This is a genomic window from Terrabacter sp. 01T434 (assembly GCF_056398545.1).
Genome location: NZ_JBFTPP010000001.1, coordinates 816132 through 832185, shown reverse-complemented (window position 1 = coordinate 832185; position 16054 = coordinate 816132). Strand labels below are relative to the sequence as shown.

The 16054-nt window shown below is 72.6% G+C and carries 19 protein-coding genes; 3 read left to right on the top strand and 16 right to left on the bottom strand.

Annotation, left to right across the window (positions count from 1 at the left end; genetic code table 11):
* The first annotated feature begins 2 nt into the window (after positions 1-2).
* Both AC1DIW_RS03970 and AC1DIW_RS03965 read left to right on the top strand, forming a co-directional pair.
* On the top strand, positions 3-1184 hold the full coding sequence (locus AC1DIW_RS03970; protein ID WP_478106540.1) for a pyridoxal phosphate-dependent aminotransferase: 1182 nt from the start codon (positions 3-5) through the stop codon (positions 1182-1184).
* A 163-nt stretch (positions 1185-1347) separates the two neighbouring features.
* On the top strand, positions 1348-1890 hold the full coding sequence (locus AC1DIW_RS03965) for a murein hydrolase activator EnvC family protein (protein WP_478106539.1): 543 nt from the start codon (positions 1348-1350) through the stop codon (positions 1888-1890).
* Positions 1891-1909: 19 nt separating this feature from the next.
* Here AC1DIW_RS03965 and AC1DIW_RS03960 read toward each other — a convergent pair whose 3' ends face one another.
* From AC1DIW_RS03960 to rplS, 9 genes are all read right to left on the bottom strand, one after another.
* Positions 1910-2860, bottom strand: a complete 951-nt coding sequence (locus AC1DIW_RS03960) for a tyrosine recombinase XerC (protein ID WP_478106538.1) — start codon at positions 2858-2860, stop codon at positions 1910-1912.
* Between the two features lie 56 nt (positions 2861-2916).
* On the bottom strand, positions 2917-4023 hold the full coding sequence (gene dprA / locus AC1DIW_RS03955) for a DNA-processing protein DprA (protein WP_478106537.1): 1107 nt from the start codon (positions 4021-4023) through the stop codon (positions 2917-2919).
* A 66-nt stretch (positions 4024-4089) separates the two neighbouring features.
* Entirely contained in the window at positions 4090-5646 is a 1557-nt protein-coding gene (locus tag AC1DIW_RS03950) for a YifB family Mg chelatase-like AAA ATPase (protein WP_478106536.1), read from the bottom strand.
* Positions 5646-6011: a YraN family protein gene (locus tag AC1DIW_RS03945; RefSeq protein WP_442278930.1), complete on the bottom strand. Its 366-nt coding sequence runs from the start codon at positions 6009-6011 to the stop codon at positions 5646-5648. Before AC1DIW_RS03945 ends, AC1DIW_RS03950 begins: the two co-directional genes overlap by 1 nt.
* Positions 6012-6157: 146 nt before the next feature.
* Positions 6158-6478, bottom strand: coding sequence for a DUF2469 domain-containing protein (locus AC1DIW_RS03940; protein WP_030146655.1), 321 nt, complete (start codon positions 6476-6478; stop codon positions 6158-6160).
* Positions 6475-7245 (bottom strand): ribonuclease HII, encoded by a 771-nt coding sequence (locus AC1DIW_RS03935; protein ID WP_478106535.1) that lies wholly within the window; start codon positions 7243-7245, stop codon positions 6475-6477. The genes AC1DIW_RS03940 and AC1DIW_RS03935 overlap by 4 nt, the downstream gene beginning before the upstream one ends.
* A 17-nt stretch (positions 7246-7262) precedes the next feature.
* Positions 7263-8150: a signal peptidase I gene (gene lepB, locus AC1DIW_RS03930; protein WP_478106534.1), complete on the bottom strand. Its 888-nt coding sequence runs from the start codon at positions 8148-8150 to the stop codon at positions 7263-7265.
* A complete protein-coding gene (gene lepB / locus AC1DIW_RS03925; RefSeq protein WP_478106533.1) occupies positions 8150-8920 on the bottom strand; it encodes a signal peptidase I in 771 nt (256 codons plus the stop codon). The genes lepB (AC1DIW_RS03930) and lepB (AC1DIW_RS03925) overlap by 1 nt, the downstream gene beginning before the upstream one ends.
* Before the next feature lie 42 nt (positions 8921-8962).
* The gene (rplS, locus tag AC1DIW_RS03920; RefSeq protein WP_026863786.1) at positions 8963-9337 is read right to left on the bottom strand and encodes a 50S ribosomal protein L19; all 375 of its coding nucleotides are present in this window, start codon (positions 9335-9337) and stop codon (positions 8963-8965) included.
* Between the two features lie 230 nt (positions 9338-9567).
* Between rplS and AC1DIW_RS03915 the strand changes: the two genes are divergently transcribed.
* A complete protein-coding gene (locus AC1DIW_RS03915; protein ID WP_478106532.1) occupies positions 9568-10326 on the top strand; it encodes an ABC transporter permease in 759 nt (252 codons plus the stop codon).
* A gap of 12 nt (positions 10327-10338) precedes the next feature.
* On the opposite strand, the gene trmD is transcribed toward AC1DIW_RS03915, so the two are convergent.
* The 7 genes from trmD to AC1DIW_RS03880 form a co-directional block, all read right to left on the bottom strand.
* Complete coding sequence (trmD, locus tag AC1DIW_RS03910) at positions 10339-11532, bottom strand: tRNA (guanosine(37)-N1)-methyltransferase TrmD (protein WP_478106531.1); 1194 nt, start codon at positions 11530-11532, stop codon at positions 10339-10341.
* Between the two features lie 41 nt (positions 11533-11573).
* Positions 11574-12101 carry a ribosome maturation factor RimM gene (gene rimM, locus AC1DIW_RS03905; RefSeq protein WP_478106530.1) on the bottom strand — a complete coding sequence of 176 codons (528 nt, stop codon included), beginning with the start codon at positions 12099-12101 and terminating at the stop codon, positions 11574-11576.
* A 127-nt stretch (positions 12102-12228) separates the two neighbouring features.
* Complete coding sequence (locus tag AC1DIW_RS03900) at positions 12229-12471, bottom strand: RNA-binding protein (RefSeq protein WP_030146663.1); 243 nt, start codon at positions 12469-12471, stop codon at positions 12229-12231.
* Between the two features lie 2 nt (positions 12472-12473).
* Positions 12474-12950, bottom strand: a complete 477-nt coding sequence (gene rpsP / locus AC1DIW_RS03895; protein WP_478106529.1) for a 30S ribosomal protein S16 — start codon at positions 12948-12950, stop codon at positions 12474-12476.
* Positions 12951-13141: 191 nt separating this feature from the next.
* Complete coding sequence (locus AC1DIW_RS03890; RefSeq protein ID WP_478106528.1) at positions 13142-14080, bottom strand: GNAT family N-acetyltransferase; 939 nt, start codon at positions 14078-14080, stop codon at positions 13142-13144.
* Complete coding sequence (locus AC1DIW_RS03885) at positions 14070-15158, bottom strand: amidohydrolase family protein (RefSeq protein WP_478106527.1); 1089 nt, start codon at positions 15156-15158, stop codon at positions 14070-14072. The genes AC1DIW_RS03890 and AC1DIW_RS03885 overlap by 11 nt, the downstream gene beginning before the upstream one ends.
* 10 nt (positions 15159-15168) lie before the next feature.
* Positions 15169-16032 (bottom strand): alpha/beta fold hydrolase, encoded by an 864-nt coding sequence (locus AC1DIW_RS03880; RefSeq protein ID WP_478106526.1) that lies wholly within the window; start codon positions 16030-16032, stop codon positions 15169-15171.
* Positions 16033-16054: the final 22 nt, after the last annotated feature.

The following is a 16054-nucleotide window of genomic DNA, read 5'->3' as shown; positions in this document are numbered from 1 at the left end:
CCATGAGCTCGCCGTTGATCTCGCGCATGCAGCCGTTCGGAACCACGATCTTCGCCGAGATGTCGGCGCTCGCGACCCGGACCGGCGCCATCAACCTCGGCCAGGGATTCCCCGACACCGACGGGCCCCGCGAGATGCTCGAGGCGGCGAAGGCCGCCATCGACTCGGGTCGCAACCAGTACCCACCCGGCCCCGGCGTGCCCGAGCTGCTCGAGGCGGTGGCCGCGCACCAGCAGCGGTTTTACGGCCTCACCCTCGACCCCGGGTCACAGGTCCTCGTCACCGCGGGGGCCACCGAGGCGATCGCGGCGGTGGTCCTCGCGCTGTGCGAGCCCGGCGACGAGGTGGTGACCTTCGAGCCCTACTACGACTCGTATGCCGCCACGATCGCCCTCGCCGGCGCGACCCGCCGCACGTCGGTCCTGAGGTTCCCCGACTTCGCGGTCGACGAGGCCTCGCTGCGGGCGGCCTTCTCGCCGCGCACGCGCCTCGTCCTGCTCAACACGCCGCACAACCCGACGGGGAAGGTCTTCACGCGGGCCGAGCTGGAGCTCGTCGCCGACCTGGCGCGGGAGCACGACGCGTGGGTCGTCACCGACGAGGTCTACGAGCACCTCGTCTTCGACGACGCCCGGCACGTGCCGATGGCGACGCTGCCGGGGATGTTCGACCGCACCATCACGATCAGCTCGGCGGGCAAGACGTTCTCGGCCACGGGCTGGAAGGTCGGTTGGCTCTCGGGTCCGGCCGAGGCGGTCACAGCCGCGCGCACCGTCAAGCAGTTCCTCACCTACGTCGCGTCGGGGCCCTTCCAGCCGGCCGTCGCGCTGGCTCTCGGGCTCGGCGACGAGGTGTATGCCGGGATCCGCGCCTCGCTGCAGGCCAAGCGCGATCTGCTGTGCACGGCCCTCGAGGCGTCGGGCCTGCAGGTGGCCCGCCCGTCGGGCACCTACTTCGTCATCGCCGACGCCGCACCCCTCGGGGCCGTCGACGGGCTCGAGTTCGCGCGGCGGCTGCCGGACATCGCCGGCGTGGTGGGGGTACCGGTCTCGGTCTTCCACGACGACGAGGCTGCGGCACCCACGTTGGTCCGGTTCGCCTTCTGCAAGAGGGACGAGATCCTGCTCGAAGCCAGCCACCGCCTCGCCGCTGCAGGCAGGCCGCCCCACGTCTCCGCCGGGTGAACCCCACCGCCACCCGAGTGGCCGCCCGGCCCCACTCGGGGCCACGCCGCAACACCACCACCACGTGACGGTCGTCGTCCACACCCCCGCAGGCAGACGCGCGCCCGTCCACAGGTGACCCGCCCTGACGCGCAGCACCATCAGGCTCGACCAGCATGGCGGCATGTCGATCGGGTCAGCACTGCTGGGCGCCGTCCTTGCCACCGTCACCCTGACGAGTGCGAGCGCCGTCGCGTCCACGTCCGCGGGTCCTGGCCCTGCCAGTGACCGTCGGGTCGCCCCCGCGCCACCGGCTGGCGGGTGGTCATGGCCCCTCGACCCGGAGCCCGAGGTCGCGCGCCGGTTCGACCCAGCCGCCCGGGCGTGGACGTCCGGCCACCGCGGAGTGGATCTGGCCGCGTCGGTCGGGCAGCTTGTCCTGGCACCGACCGACGGACGGGTCTCGTGGACGGGGGTCATCGCGGGGCGAGCCGTGGTCGTCGTCCTGCACGACGGGGGTCTGAGAAGCACTTTCGAACCCGTCGCCGCAGCCCGGTCCGTCGGCACGTTCGTCACACGAGGAGACGCCATCGGACAGGTGACGTCGACACCCGGCCACTGCGCTCCCCGAACCTGCCTGCACTGGGGCGTGCTGCGGGGCGAGACCTACCTCGACCCGCTGACCTTCGTGGGTCGAGCGCGGGTCATCCTCCTCCCGCTCCCGTGAGACCGCGGCGGGTCGGCGCTCAGGCTCGGGGATGCGCCTGCTCGTAGCTGCGGCGCAGGCGGTCGACGGACACGTGCGTGTAGATCTGGGTCGTCGCGAGACTGGCGTGGCCGAGGATCTCCTGGACCATGCGAAGGTCCGCACCTCCCTCGAGCAGGTGGGTGGCCGCACTGTGCCGCAGGCCGTGCGGACCGAGGTCAGGAGCGTCGGGCAGGTGCGAGAGCAGCTCGTGCACGACGGACCGCACCTGCCGCGCGTCCACGCGGCGACCACGCCGTCCGAGGAAGAGCGCCGGGCCGGAGTGCTCGCCGACGAGTCGCGGCCGGACAGCGAGCCAGGCCTCGATGGCGCCCGCCGCCGGGGCACCGAAGGGCACGATCCGCTCCTTGGCCCCCTTGCCCATCACGCGCACCACGCCCTGCGCCAGGTCCACGTCGTCGATGTCCAGCGCCGCGAGCTCGCCGACGCGGATGCCACTGGCATAGAGCAGCTCGAGCATCGCGCGGTCGCGGACATGGATCGGGTCCTCGTCGTCGGCGCGGGTGGCGGCGAGGTCGAGCATCTCGGTCGCCTCCCCCTGGCGCAGCACCCCCGGGAGGCTGGCGAGTCGCTTCGGTGCCACCAGGCGGAGGGACGGATCGGTCGGGATGCGCCCGGTGTGCTCGGCCCAGCGCAGGAAGGTCCGGGCCGAGGCCGCCCGGCGAGCGATCGTCGCCCGGGCCGCACCGGCGTCGGCCTGGACGCCCAGCCACGCCCGGAGGTCACCGATGCGCAGGTCGGCGATCTCGCCGATGCCGCGGTCCACCGCGAAGGTCAGCAGGTGGCGGACGTCCCCGAGGTAGGCGCGGCGGGTGTGGTCCGATCTGCCACGCTCGGCGCCGAGGTGGCGGGAGTACGCATGGAGCAGCTCGGCATACCGCTCGGGCACCGCCCGATCGGTCGGTCGTCCGGCCTGCGCCACATCCGTCACTCCCGCACCATCGCAAAGCGCCCCACGCTTGGCAAGCCCCCTCCCCCGGATGTCCTTCAGCCGAGTGGGAGCTGATGGCGTCGGGGCCGTTTGCGCCACGTCCCGGCGGACTCGGTGACGAGGCCGAGCCGCTCGAGGCGTCCCAGCGCCGCCCGGACCAGGAGCGGCGCCTGCGCCACCTGACGGACGATCACGTCCAGGGTGAGCCCGGAGCGGAACGGCACGACCTCGAGGACCGACGCGTCGAGCGGCGGTAGGTCGTCCTCGGGGAGCACGGGGCCTCGGCCCGGCTCGCACGCGTCGTCGCCGAGGTCGCCCACGAGGTCGACGACCTCTTCGGCACTCGTGACGAGGACCGCCCGCGCGTCACGGATCTCCTGGTGGCAGCCGGACGAGGTCATCGACGTGACCGGGCCGGGAACGGCCCCGACCGGTCGTCCGGCCTCGATCGCGTGTTTGACGGTGTTGCGTGAGCCGGATCGCAGGTCGGCCTCGACGACGACCGTGCCGCGGGTCATCCCGGCGATGAGGCGGTTGCGCGCCAGGAACCTCGACTTCATCGGGGCCGAACCGGGAGCCACCTCCGACACCACGAGCCCGTCACGGGCGATCCGTGAGATGAGGGTGGCGTGCCCCGGGGGGTAGGGCCGCTCCACCCCGCCCGCCAGCACCGCGACCGTGGCACCGTCGACGGCCAGGGCGCCTCGGTGGGCACTGCCGTCGATGCCGAAGGCCGCCCCCGACACGACGGCCCACCCCCGCTGGCACAGTCCGGCGGCGATGTCGGCGGCCACCTGCTCGCCGTACGCCGTGGCGGAGCGTGAGCCGACGACCGCCACGGATCGCTCGACGGTCTCGGCGAGGTCGAGCGGACCGCGCACCCAGAGGCAGTAGGGCGGGACGGCGACCTGTCCGAGCCGCTCGGGCCACTCGTCGTCGCCGGGGACGACGACCCTGGCCCCGACCTTCGCCGCGATGTCGAGGTCACGGTCGGTGTCGAGCACCGCGAGCCTCGCGGCGAAGCGTGCCATGGTGCCGCGCCCGGCGCGGATGCGCGCGACGGTCTCGACGGCGCCCAGCTGCTCGACCAGACCGGGCACCTCCTTGTCGCACGGCTCCGCGAGTCGCGACAGCGCTGCCCGCGCGAACCGGTCAGCGTCCACCGTCCACCCCCTGCAGGACGTTCGTGGGACGACCGTCGGCCACGGGCCGGCTCCGTCGTCGGGTGCTCATGCGGCCACCCCGGCCCGGTGTCGCAGCGACATGGCCAGGTCGACCTGCTCTCGTCCGGGACGTTGGAGCCCCAGGACGTCGGCGATGGTCCACGCGCACCGCAACGTGCGGTCGTAGCCGCGCAGGCTGAGGGCCCCGCTCTCGAGCGCACGGTCGAGCGTGGTCGTGGCGCTGCTCGGCAGCCGCCACGGGCGAGCCCGCAGCACCGAACCCGGCACGTCCGCGTTCACCCCTCCCCGCCGCTCCAGCGCCTCGCGCCACCGCTCCCCCTGCGCGGTGCGGGCGGCGGCCACCCGCGCGGCCACCGAGGCTGTGGGCTCCCCCGGCGCCGCGCCCGCCAGCGAGAGCCCGGGAGGCTGCACGTGGACCTGCAGGTCGACGCGGTCGAGCAACGGGCCGCTCAGCTTGCCGAAGTAGGCGCGACGCATGAGCGGGGTGCACGTGCAGTCGAGGCCCTTGCCCCACCCGTGGCCGCACGGGCACGGGTTGGCCGCCATGACGAGCTGGAAGCGAGCCGGGAAGGTGACCGTCTCCTGAGCCCGGGCGATCGAGACCGACCCGCTCTCGAGCGGCGTGCGCAGCGCCTGGAGAACGCCCTTGTCGAACTCCGGCGTCTCGTCGAGGAAGAGGACCCCGTGATGGGCCTGGGTGATCGCACCGGGGCGGATGCGCCCGCTGCCGCCGCCGATGACCGCGGCCTGCGACGCGCCGTGGTGCGGAGCGACGAAGGGAGGCCGGGTGATGAGCCGCGCATCCTGCCCCGGCCCGAGCGCTCCGAGCACCGAGTGGATCGCCGTGACCTCCATCGACTCGGCCTCACCGAGCGCCGGCAGCAGTCCGGGCAGCCGCTCGGCCAGCATCGTCTTGCCGGCACCCGGCGGACCCGCGAGCAGCAGGTGGTGACCTCCGGCAGCCGAGATCTCGAGCGCGAGCTTGGCGTCCGCCTGGCCGACGACCTCGCTCAGGTCGCGCACCGGCTCCGGTGGCGGTGGGGCGACCCGGGGCACCGGCACCTCCGCCACGCCACGTCCCTTCCCGAGGGCGGCGTAGCGCCGGACGAGCTCCGTGACGTCGGCCACCGGGTGCACCCGCACGCCGGACACGAGGCGGGCCTCCCCCGCGTTGGCGACCGGGACCACGACGTGTCGCACCCCCACGAGGGACGCCGCTCGCACGAGCGGCAGCACCCCTGGCACCGGACGCACGGTGCCGTCGAGACCGACCTCGCCGATGTGGACGACGTCGCGCACGACGCCGACCGGCACGAGATCCATGGCGGCGGCGACGGCGATGAAGATGCCGAGGTCGAAGCCGGTGCCGACCTTGCGCTCCCCCGCCGGGGACAGGTTGACGGTGACGCGGCGCTGGCTCACCGGCATCTTCTCGATGAGCGCGGCTGCGGCCTTGATCCGGTCGGAGGACTGCTTGACGGCCGAGTCGCCCAGGCCGCTGATCGCGAAGCCCGGCAACCCTGGGGTCACGTGCGCCTCGACGTCGACGACGAATCCGTGCACCCCGCGCAGCCCGACCGACCTCGTGCGCCCGAGTCCCATCAGCACACCGCCCGTAGGTGCTCGAGGTGTGCCCGACCGGAGGGCGGGCGCAGGATGGAGATGACGTCGATGCGCAGGGCGAGACCGCGCGCGAGGTCGGCGTGGTCGTCGCGCCAGAGCCCGGCCAGCCGCCGCAGCCGGCGCTGCTTGCTCCGCGTCACCGCCTCGAAGGGTGCGCCGTAGGCCTCCGTCGTGCGGGTCTTGACCTCGCAGACGACGAGCTCACGGCCGTCGACCGCGACGACGTCGATCTCGCCCCGCACGCACCGCCAGTTGCGGTCGAGGATCGTCAGTCCCTGCGCGAGCAGGTAGCGGCAGGCGAGGCGTTCGCCGTAGTCGCCGAGGGCGCGGCTGGAGAGGTCCATGCCGACCACCCTCCCGGCGACCGTCCGGGGAGGACACCCGTCAGCGCCGGGCTGTGGACGGCATACGTCGTCGGTGAGGGGGTGTGGACAAAGGGACGTCAGCCGACCCGAGCCTCGTGGCGCGAGTCGCCGTGCGCGTCACCGCGTCAGGAGAAGTCGCCGCTCTCGGGGAGCTTGATGTCGGGCTTGGGCAGCTCCTCGACGTTGACGTCCTTGAACGTCACGACGCGGACGTTCTTGACGAAGCGCGCCGGGCGGTAGATGTCCCAGACCCACGCGTCGGCCATCGTCACGTCGAAGAAGACCTCGCCGCCGTCGCTGCGCACCTTCACGTCGACCGAGTTCGCGAGGTAGAAGCGGCGCTCCGTCTCGACGACGTGGGTGAAGAGGCCGACGACGTCGCGGTACTCCTTGTAGAGCTGGAGCTCCATCTCGGTCTCGTACTTCTCGAGATCTTCCGAACTCACCTGATCGCCGTCCCTGTCTGATCTGCCGTGGCGGGCTCCGGAGCGAACGTCTCCGTGCCCTCATTCAACACCTCGACAGGCTCCGTCGAGTACACGCCGGGCAGGCGCCACGAGCGTCGGTGCAGCTCGCACGGCCCGTGGCGCACCAGGGCGTCCATGTGCTCGGGTGCGGAGTAGCCCTTGTTGAGCGACCAGCCGTATGCCGGGTGGTCGCTCGAGAGGGCCACCATCATCTGGTCCCGCTCCACCTTGGCCAGCACGCTCGCGGCGGCGACCGACGAGCACTTGAGGTCGGCCTTGATCATGGTGGTGACCGGCGGGGTCGTCGGGCCCGAGTCGTCGGCGAACGCGAAGAGCCCCATCTCGGTCGGTGCCGTGAGCCAGTCGTGGTTGCCGTCGAGGATGACGAGGTCGGGCACGAGACCGAGTCCGCCGAGGGCGCGCAGGCCGGCCAGGCGCAGCGCCGCCATGATGCCGATCTCGTCGATCTCGTCGGCGCCCGCGTGGCCGACCGCGTGGGCGACGGCCCACCGTTCGATGCGCGGCACGAGCACCGTGCGGGCCCGCTCGGTGAGCAGCTTGGAGTCCTTGACCCCGATCGGCGCCGACCGCACGGTCTCGTCGATGACGACGACGCCGACACTGACCGGGCCGGCGAGCGCGCCCCGGCCGACCTCGTCCATGCCGGCGAGCAGACGGTGTCCGGAGCGCTGCAGGGCGCGCTCGACCCGGAGCGACGGTTTCTTGGAGGGTGCAGGACGTGCCATGGTGCGGGTTGCGCCGATCAGCCGGCCGCGGCCTTCGTCGCCGACACGCTCGGCGTGGCGCCCTGGCTCGGGTTGACCGTGGACTTCGGCGCGGGCTTCGTCGACGGAGTGGTGGCCGTCGGGACCTGCGAGAAGGTGCGCTCCGGCACGCCGAGCCACGTCACGTGGTCGATCGGCCAGACGACGAAGAGGGCGCGGCCGACGACCTTGTCCATGGGCACCGAGCCCGTGGCCCCGGTCCCGTCGTCGTGCCAGCGGCTGTCGGACGAGTCGCTGCGGTGGTCGCCCATGACCCAGATGCGATCGGCGGGAACGGTGATGTCGAACTTCTTGCCCTCGCTGGGGAAGTCGCCCGGCTTGACGTAGGGCTCGGTGATCTCGACGCCGTTGACCTTGATCTTGCCGGTGTCGCCGTCGGCCTGGACGTGGTCGCCGGGCAGGCCGATGACGCGCTTGATGAGGTGGTTCTCCGAGTCCTCAGGGAGCAGCCCGACGAAGACGAGCGCGTCGTGGAACGGCCCACCGACGGTGCTGTGCGTCTCGCTGAGTCCGCCGAGCCAGGGGCTCGGCACGCCCGGGTCCTCGAAGACGACGACGTCGCCACGCTTGAGGTCGAAGGGGCCCGGCGTCAGCTTGCTGACGATGACGCGGTCGTCCTTGACGAGGGTGTTCTCCATCGAGCCGGACGGGATGTAGAACGCCTGGAAGAGCCACGTCTTGACCACGAAGGAGAGCGCCATCGCGAGGACGACGACGATGACGAGCTCCTTGAGGCCGGCGAGGATCGTCGCCCCGAAGCTGCGAGGCTCGTCGTAGTCGTCGTCGTAGTCGTCGTCGAGGTCGTCGGTGTCGTCAGCAGTGCGCCCTCGGGTCGGGTCTTCGGGGCGTCCGGTGTACTGCGACATCACTCACCATTTCGTGGGACGGGGGCAATTGGTGCTGCGTCGACCGGTCCGAGCCGATCGAGCGGCCAGTATCGCACCCAAACCTTGCCGACCACGTCGTCACCCGGCACCATGCCGCCACCCGGGTCGCCGAGGTGGGCGCGTGAGTCGGCGGAGGAGCCCCGGTTGTCTCCCATGACCCAGAAGCGGTCCGCGGGCAGGGTCACGTCGAAGGTCAGCTCGCTCGGTTTCTGGCCCGCCGCGATGTACGGCTCGGTGACGGCGACCCCGTTGATCTCCAGGCGTCCGTCGGGCGCGCAGCACCGCACGTGGTCGCCGGGCAGGCCGATGACCCGCTTGACGTAGTCCGTCGGCTGCCCCTGACCGGCCAGGCTCTGGACGGCGGCCACGAGCGTCTGGAGGACCCCCCGCTCGGGGGCTGGGACGTGGAAGGCCCGGGACGCGTCGAAGACGATGATGTCGCCGCGGTGCAGGTCCGCCGGGGAGGTCGTGCGGCTGACGAGGATGCGGTCGCCGACGAGCAGCGTGTCCTGCATCGACGCGCTGGGGATGCCGAACGGCGTCACGAGGAAGGCGCGGAGCAGCACGACCGCGAGCACCAGCAGCGCGGGCCCGAGCAGCCACCGGCGCCGGCGCGCGGCGGCATACGCCCGTGACCGCCCGGCGTGCGACGTCGGCGCCGCGGGTCCCCCCGGACGCGAGGAAGGCGCGGTCGACCCCGTTTCGGGGGGCGTCCCGGATGTCTTCCGGACGGCCCGCTCGGGGTCCACCGCGCCTCTCGTGCCTAGAAGGACGACCGCGTCAGCAGGTCGTCAGCTCTTCGCGCCGGTCTTGGCGGGGATGCTGTCGCGCTTCTCGCGGATCTTGGCGGCCTTGCCGCGCAGACCACGGAGGTAGTAGAGCTTCGCGCGACGGACGTCACCGCGGGTGACGACCTCGATCTTGTCGATGACCGGGGTGTGCACCGGGAAGGTGCGCTCGACGCCGACACCGAAGGAGATCTTGCGGACGGTGAAGGTCTCGCCGATGCCGCCACCGTGGCGACGGATGACGACGCCCTGGAACACCTGGACACGCGAGCGCGTGCCCTCGATGACCTTGACGTGGACCTTGAGGGTGTCGCCGGCGCGGAACTCGGGAACGTCCGAGCGCAGCGATGCGGCGTTGATCTCGTCAAACGTGTGCATGATGCTTCGCTTTCCTGGGTGCCACAGGCCACCTCGTCACAAAGATGTGGACGCGTCCGTCGGGCCGCGTCGAGTCACCGGTGCTGCTCGGTGGTGCTGGGTGGTGACCCGACTCCCCCTGTGGCAGGGGCCGTCGTGTGCCGGACGCAAGGAGCAAGTCTGCCAGAGCACCCGGCATACCAGAAATCGGAGGTCGCGGCTCGGGGGCGCCCGTGCCCTAGCGTGGGCCCGTGAGCGTCTCCCCCGGCTGGCCCGTCTATCTCTGCCTCGCCATCCTCCTCGCCGTGACCGTGGTCGCCAACCGGGTCAGCGGCATCGGCCTCGAGCGGCAGTCAGCGGTCGCCGGCGCCCGGGCGGTCGTGCAGCTGTCGCTCGTGGCGCTCGTCATCACCGCCGTGGTCGGCTCGTTGTGGTGGTCGTTCCTCGCGGTGGGCGCGATGTTCGCCACCGCCGTCGCCACGACGTCCAAGCGGGTGGGCGCTCCCCGCACCTGGCCCTGGGCCGCCGCCGCGATGGCCTGCGGCGTCGTGCCGGTGGTGGCCATCGTGCTGGCCACGGGGTCGGTGCCGCTGACCGGGATCGCGGTCATCCCCGTCGCGGGCATCGTCATCGGCAACACCATGACCGTGCACACGCTCGTCGGGCGGCGCACGTTCGCGGCCCTGCGCGAGGAGCACGGGCAGTACGAGGCGTCACTGTCGCTCGGGCTCACCTCGAGCCAGGCCATCGACGAGATCATCGCGAGACGGGTGCCCGAGGGGATCGTCCCGAGCCTCGACCAGGTGCGCACGTCCGGCATCGTCACGCTCCCGGGGGCCTTCATCGGCGTCATGCTCGGCGGGGGCAGCGCGGTCCAGGCCGCGACCGCCCAGGTGCTCGTCCTCTTCGCGATCATGGCGACGCAGTCGATCACCGCCGGGGTGCAGGCCGCCCTGATCCGCCGGCGCCTGCTGCTGCCGGACGACCTCGGGCTCGCCCTCGTGTCGTGACGGTCGCGCCGGTCAGCCGCGCCGGCGCTTGACGAGGGTGACCGCCCCGGGGATGGGAGCTTCCGAGTCGACGAGGCGGTAGCCCGCCTTCTTGTACATCCGCAGGTTCTCGGCGCTGTGGGCGCCCGTGTGGAGCGTGAACGTGCGTATGCCGTCCGGTGCCGTCGACTCGGCGTGCTCGAGCAGACGGCGGCCGAGTCCGCGACCCTGGAGGTCCGGGACGACGCAGAGACGCCCGATGAACCAGTCGTCACCGGGGGCCGACGGCCGGGACGTCCGCACCGCGCCGACGAGGCGGCCGCCGCTGCGGGCCACCCACGTCTGCGTCGTGTCGAGGCTGGCCCGGACGTCGTCGAGGCTCTCGTGGAGCGCGGGGATGTCGAGGGTGTCGTTGACGACCGCCTCCTGCACCCAGCAGGCGCGCATGAGGACGGCGAGCTCGGGCACGTCCCCCGGCGTCGCGGCGCGGATGTCGACGTCCTGGTCCGCCACGGCTCCGTGGGAGGCGTGGAGCAGGTCGGGCCGGCGTGCGGCGGTGCGCGCGAGCCGCTGCTCGTGGCGCCAGGCCGCGATGGCGCCGTGGTTGCCGGACAGGAGCACCGGCGGGACCTCCCGGCCGTTCCACGAGCTGGGCTTGGTGTAGATGGGGTACTCGAGCAGACCGTCCTCGTGCGACTCCTCCACGAGGGACTCGGCGTTGCCGATGACGCCGGGGACGAGCCGGCCGACCGCCTCGACCATGGCGAGCACGGCCACCTCGCCGCCGTTGAGGACGTAGTCGCCGAGGCTGACGACCGAGACCTCGAGACCGAGGTCCTCACGCGCGTGGTCGTAGACGCGCTCGTCGATGCCCTCGTAGCGGCCGCAGGCGAAGGCCAGCCACGGCTCCTGCGCGAGCTCGCGCGCGAGCGCCTGCGTGAACGGCTGGCCGCCGGGGCCGGGGACGACGAGCCGCGGCTTCAGGCCCTCTGGGTTGTCCTGCGCCAGAACGTGGTCGAGCGCCTCGGACCACGGCTGCGGCTTCATGACCATGCCCGCTCCCCCGCCGTACGGGGTGTCGTCGACGGTGCGGTGGCGGTCGTGGGTGAAGTCGCGCAGGTCGTGGACGCGGACGTCGAGCAGCCCGTCCTCGCGCGCCTTGCCGATGAGCGAGAGGTCGAGGGGGGCGAGGTAGTCCGGGAAGATGGAGACGACGTCGACACGCATGGCCGGAAGAGCGCGAGGTGTCGGCGGCTGCTCGGGCAAGGTCACTCGGCGCCCTCGCGGTAGAGGTCGAAGAGACCGGCCGGCGGGTCGACGACGACGTGGTCGTCGGCGACGACGGGCACGATGCGCTTGACGAACGGGACGTATGCCGTGACCCCGTCGGTGAGCGTGACGACGAGGCGGTCCTGTGCCGGCCCGATCTCGAGCCCGCTCACGGTGCCGACCGTCTCGCCGTTCATGTCGCGCACCTCGAGACCGACGAGGTCCTCCTCGTAGTAGGCCTCGTCCTCGGCCTGGGGGTCGGACTCGGGCAGCACGAGGCGCGTGCCACGCAGGCTCTCGGCGCCGGTACGGTCCGGGATCTCCTCGAAGGTGAGCAGCCAGATGCCGCGGTGCACCCGCGTCGACGCGATGGTCAGCGCCGTCGGGACGCCGGATCCCGGCTCGGCCTCGGTCGCGACGACGGTGCCGATGGCGAACCGCGTCTCCGGGTCGTCGGTGTGCAGCTGGACGGTCACCTCTCCCAGCAGACCGTGGGGTTTGCCGATGCGGGCGAGCACGACGTTCATGGGCCGAATCCTCTCAGTTCTGGCGACGGCAGGAGACCACTGGCGCAGGCCCGTGCGAGAACGCGAGAGGGGCGCCCCGGCAGATCCGGGGCGCCCCTCTCGGTGACTCGGGTGGAGTCGTCGGCGCTCAGCGTGCGCGGTCGGTGTCGACGATGTCGACGCGCACGTTGTTGTTGCCCGCGAGGGCGCCGACGACGGTGCGCAGCGCGCTCGCCGTGCGGCCGGAGCGGCCGATGACGCGGCCGAGGTCGTCGGGGTGGACCCGGACCTCGAGCAGCTCTCCGCGGCGCAGCTCCTTGCGGCGCACGACGACGTCCTCGTCGTGGTCGACGATGCCCTTGACGAGGTGCTCGAGCGCCTCCTCGAGCATGCTCAGGCCTCGGCCTTCGCGGTGTCGTCGGCAGCGGCCTCGGCCGGAGCCTCGGTGGCCTTCTCGTCGGCCTTGGCCTCGTCAGCCTTGGCCTCGTCAGCCTTCGGCTCGGCCTTCTTCGCGGCCTTCTTGCGCGGCGTCGGGCCGTCGGTGCCGGCGTCGTTCTTGCCACCGGCGGCGGCGACTGCGGCCTCGTAGAGGTCCTTCTTCGGGGTCTTCGGCTCCTTGGTCTGGAGCTTGCCCCCGTCGACGATCTTGATGAGCGCCGCCACGGCCTCGGTCGGCTGCGCACCCTGGCCGAGCCAGTAGTGGGCGCGCTCGATGTCGATCTCGATGAGCGACGGCTGCTCGGTGGGGTGGTACTTGCCGATCTCCTCGATGGCACGGCCGTCACGCTTGGTGCGCGAGTCCATGACGACGACGCGGTAGTACGGTGCACGGATCTTGCCCATGCGCTTCAGACGGATCTTGACTGCCATGGTGGCGGTCTCCTCAACCAGTAGTGAGCGCGGCGAGACCGACTGGGTTCAGCCGGGGTGCCGACGCTCGGTGTGTAGGCGTCCGGTCCAGCCGAGAGGGGGCCGGACGGGTACAGCCCTCCATTCTGCCAGACCGGAGAGGGTGCTCCGGACACGGGCCCGGCGACGACGTGCGTATGCCGCCTGCGCACTCACGCGTGGGCGGCACGCACCGCCAGGGCGTGGCGGACGACGTCCCGTCGGGCGACGTCGGCGCCGCCCTCGATGACTGGCACCCGGGAGGGCTCGAAGCCGGCGCGGGCGAGACCCGTCCGCAGCTCCGGACCGTGCAGCCGGCACTCGAGGACCCCGCCGACGGGAGACACACGGAGCAGCTCGAAGACAGTGGCCGGGTCCGGGACGACGGTCGACGAGAAGAGCGGCACCCCGAGCTCCGCGGCGACGGCGGCAGCGAGGCTGGTCCCGCCGTAGCCGGGGACGCGGGGCCCGTCCACGACACAGGCGACCCGGCGGTGGCCCTGGGCGCGGTAGGGCACGGACGGCCAGTCGGTGGAGAGCATCGTGAAGCGCTCGTGGTCGCGCCAGTCGCGGCGTCCGTCGACGCCGGGCAGGTGCAGGAAGTGGCGGGAGTAGCCCTCGTGCACGAAACCGATCGAGCGGGCGAGCCCTGCGGATCGGTGGTTGGCCGGCTGGATGTTGGCTTCGACGCGGTGCAGCCCCATCCCCCGGGGCGGGTCGGCGAAGAGCAGGTCGAGCACGAGGCGCAGCCCCTCGGCGAAGAGGCCACGGCCGGCATACGGGTCGTAGGAGTCGTAGCCGACGGTGGCGTTGCGGAACGACCCGCCGACCACGTTGGCGACGTTGACGCGCCCGACGAGCCCGTGCGAGCCCTCGGCGTCGAGCGCGTGCACCATGAAGGTGCGGTAGGTCGGCGACTGGTTGGCGATGACGACCGGCAGGTTGTGCGGGTCGGGCATGGCGAAGTCGGCGAGGCGCCGCGCCGAGAGGGTGACGGCGGCGGTGTAGGCCGGGATGTCGGCCGGGGTGGGTGGCCGCACCTCGACGCGGTCGCCCGTCGCGGTGAACGGTGGCTCGTCGGCGTCCGGCTCGCGGGCGTGCTCAGACGACAACGCGACCTCGCAGGACGACACCCAGCGGGTCGGCGACGACGGTGACGTCGGCGCGGGGGTCGGCGGCGTAGACGACGAGGTCGGCGTCCTCGCCCTCGACGATGCCGGGACGCCCGAGCCACTCGCGAGCGCCCCACGTCGCTGCGGCGACCACCTCGGCGTTGGTCAGCCCTGCCTTGGTCAGCTCGACCATCTCCTGGGCGACGAGGCCGTGCGGGAGGCTCCCGCCGGCGTCGGTGCCCACGTAGATCGGCACGCCGGCCTCGTGCGCCGCGCCGACCGTGGCGTAGCGCCGTTCGTGCAGGTCGAGCATGTGGCGGTGGTAGTCGGGAAACTTCGCCTTGGCCGGCTCGGCGAGGTCGGGGAACTGCGCGATGTTGACGAGGGTCGGCACGATGGCGATGCCCTGCGCGGCGAAGGTGTCGATGGAGTCCTCGCGCAGGCCGGTCGCGTGCTCGATGCAGTCGATGCCGGCGGCCGCGAGGTCGCGCAGCGACTCCTCGCCGAAGCAGTGGGCCGTGACGCGCACGCCCTCCTCGTGGGCGGCCGCGATCGCGTCGGCGACCGCCTGGCGCGAAAAGCTGGGCGCGAGGTCGCCGACATCGCGGTCGATCCAGTCACCGACGAGCTTGACCCACCCGTCACCGCGGTGCGCCTCGAGACGGACGTGGCGGACGAGCTCGTCCTCCTCGACCTCGTGGGCGAAGTTGCGGATGTAGCGCCGCGTGCGGGCGATGTGCCGGCCGGCGCGGATGATCTTGGGCAGGTCGTCACGGTCGTCGACCCAGTGGGTGTCGCCCGGCTGGCCGGCGTCGCGGATGAGGAGCGTGCCGCGGTCGCGGTCGGTGATCGCCTGCTGCTCGGCCTCGTCGCGCGGCACGCCGCCGTGGGGCCCGAGACCGACGTGGCAGTGGGCGTCCACGAGCCCGGGGAGCACCCAGCCCTCGAGCGTCTGCACGTCGGTCCGGTCGGTCGGCGGCGTGAACGAGACGCGCCCCCCGATGACCCACAGCTCGTCGACGACGTCGTCGGGACCGACGAGCACCCGACCGCGGACGTGGAGCACCGGTGCACTCATGGCACCGACCCTAACCTCCGTCGCGCGCCAGATCCGTGAGGACCTCGGCCAAGTGCGCCATGAGCGTCGCGAGGTGTCCGGCGCCCTCGCGGACGACGAGCCGCGACGTCGGCAGGTGCGCGTGCAGCCACTGGCCGTGCTCGAGCCCCACCGTGCGGTCGCGGTCGCCGTACCAGAGGTGGACCGGCGCGCGGACGTCGTCGAGGGCGACGTCCCAGCCCGAGGTGAAGGCGAGCGCGTCGCGCGACACGCCGCGGTAGGACGGCACGCCGGGGCGGCCGCTCGCGGTCCAGGGCTCGAGGATCTCGGGAGAGACGAAGCCGCCGACGCACACCGCCGGTGCACAAGGGGTGCGACCACCCGGCCCGCTCTCCCCGGCGCCATCCGTCATCGCGGCGTCCTGGAGGTCGATGGCCGTGTCGACGTCTCCGGCGAGTGCCGCACGGACCGCGGGGTCCTCGGCAGCGGCAGGGTCGAGCGCGAGCAGCGGCCCGATGCCGGCGACGACCCCGACCACGCGCAACCGGTGCGGCAGGACGGCTGCCGCCGCGACGGCATACGGCCCTCCCCCGGAGACACCGAGCACGGCGAACGCGTCGAGCCCGAGTACGTCGGCGACCGTGCCGGTGTCCCGGCCCACCGACGCCAGGGTGGTGCGGGCGTCTGTCGACCCGCCGTAGCCGGGGCGTGAGAACGCGAGCAGCCGCACCCCGGCGCGTGAGGCCGCGCCGTCGCCGAGCGCGGCCTGCAGCCGGCCGCCCGGCGTGCCGTGGAAGAAGACGAGCGGTGTGCCGAGCGGGTCTCCGCCCTGCCACACGTCGAGGCGCCGCCCGTCCGGCATCCGCACCCGGGAGCGCCCGTCGGTGGTGACCACGACCCCTGAGCGTAGGCCGCCT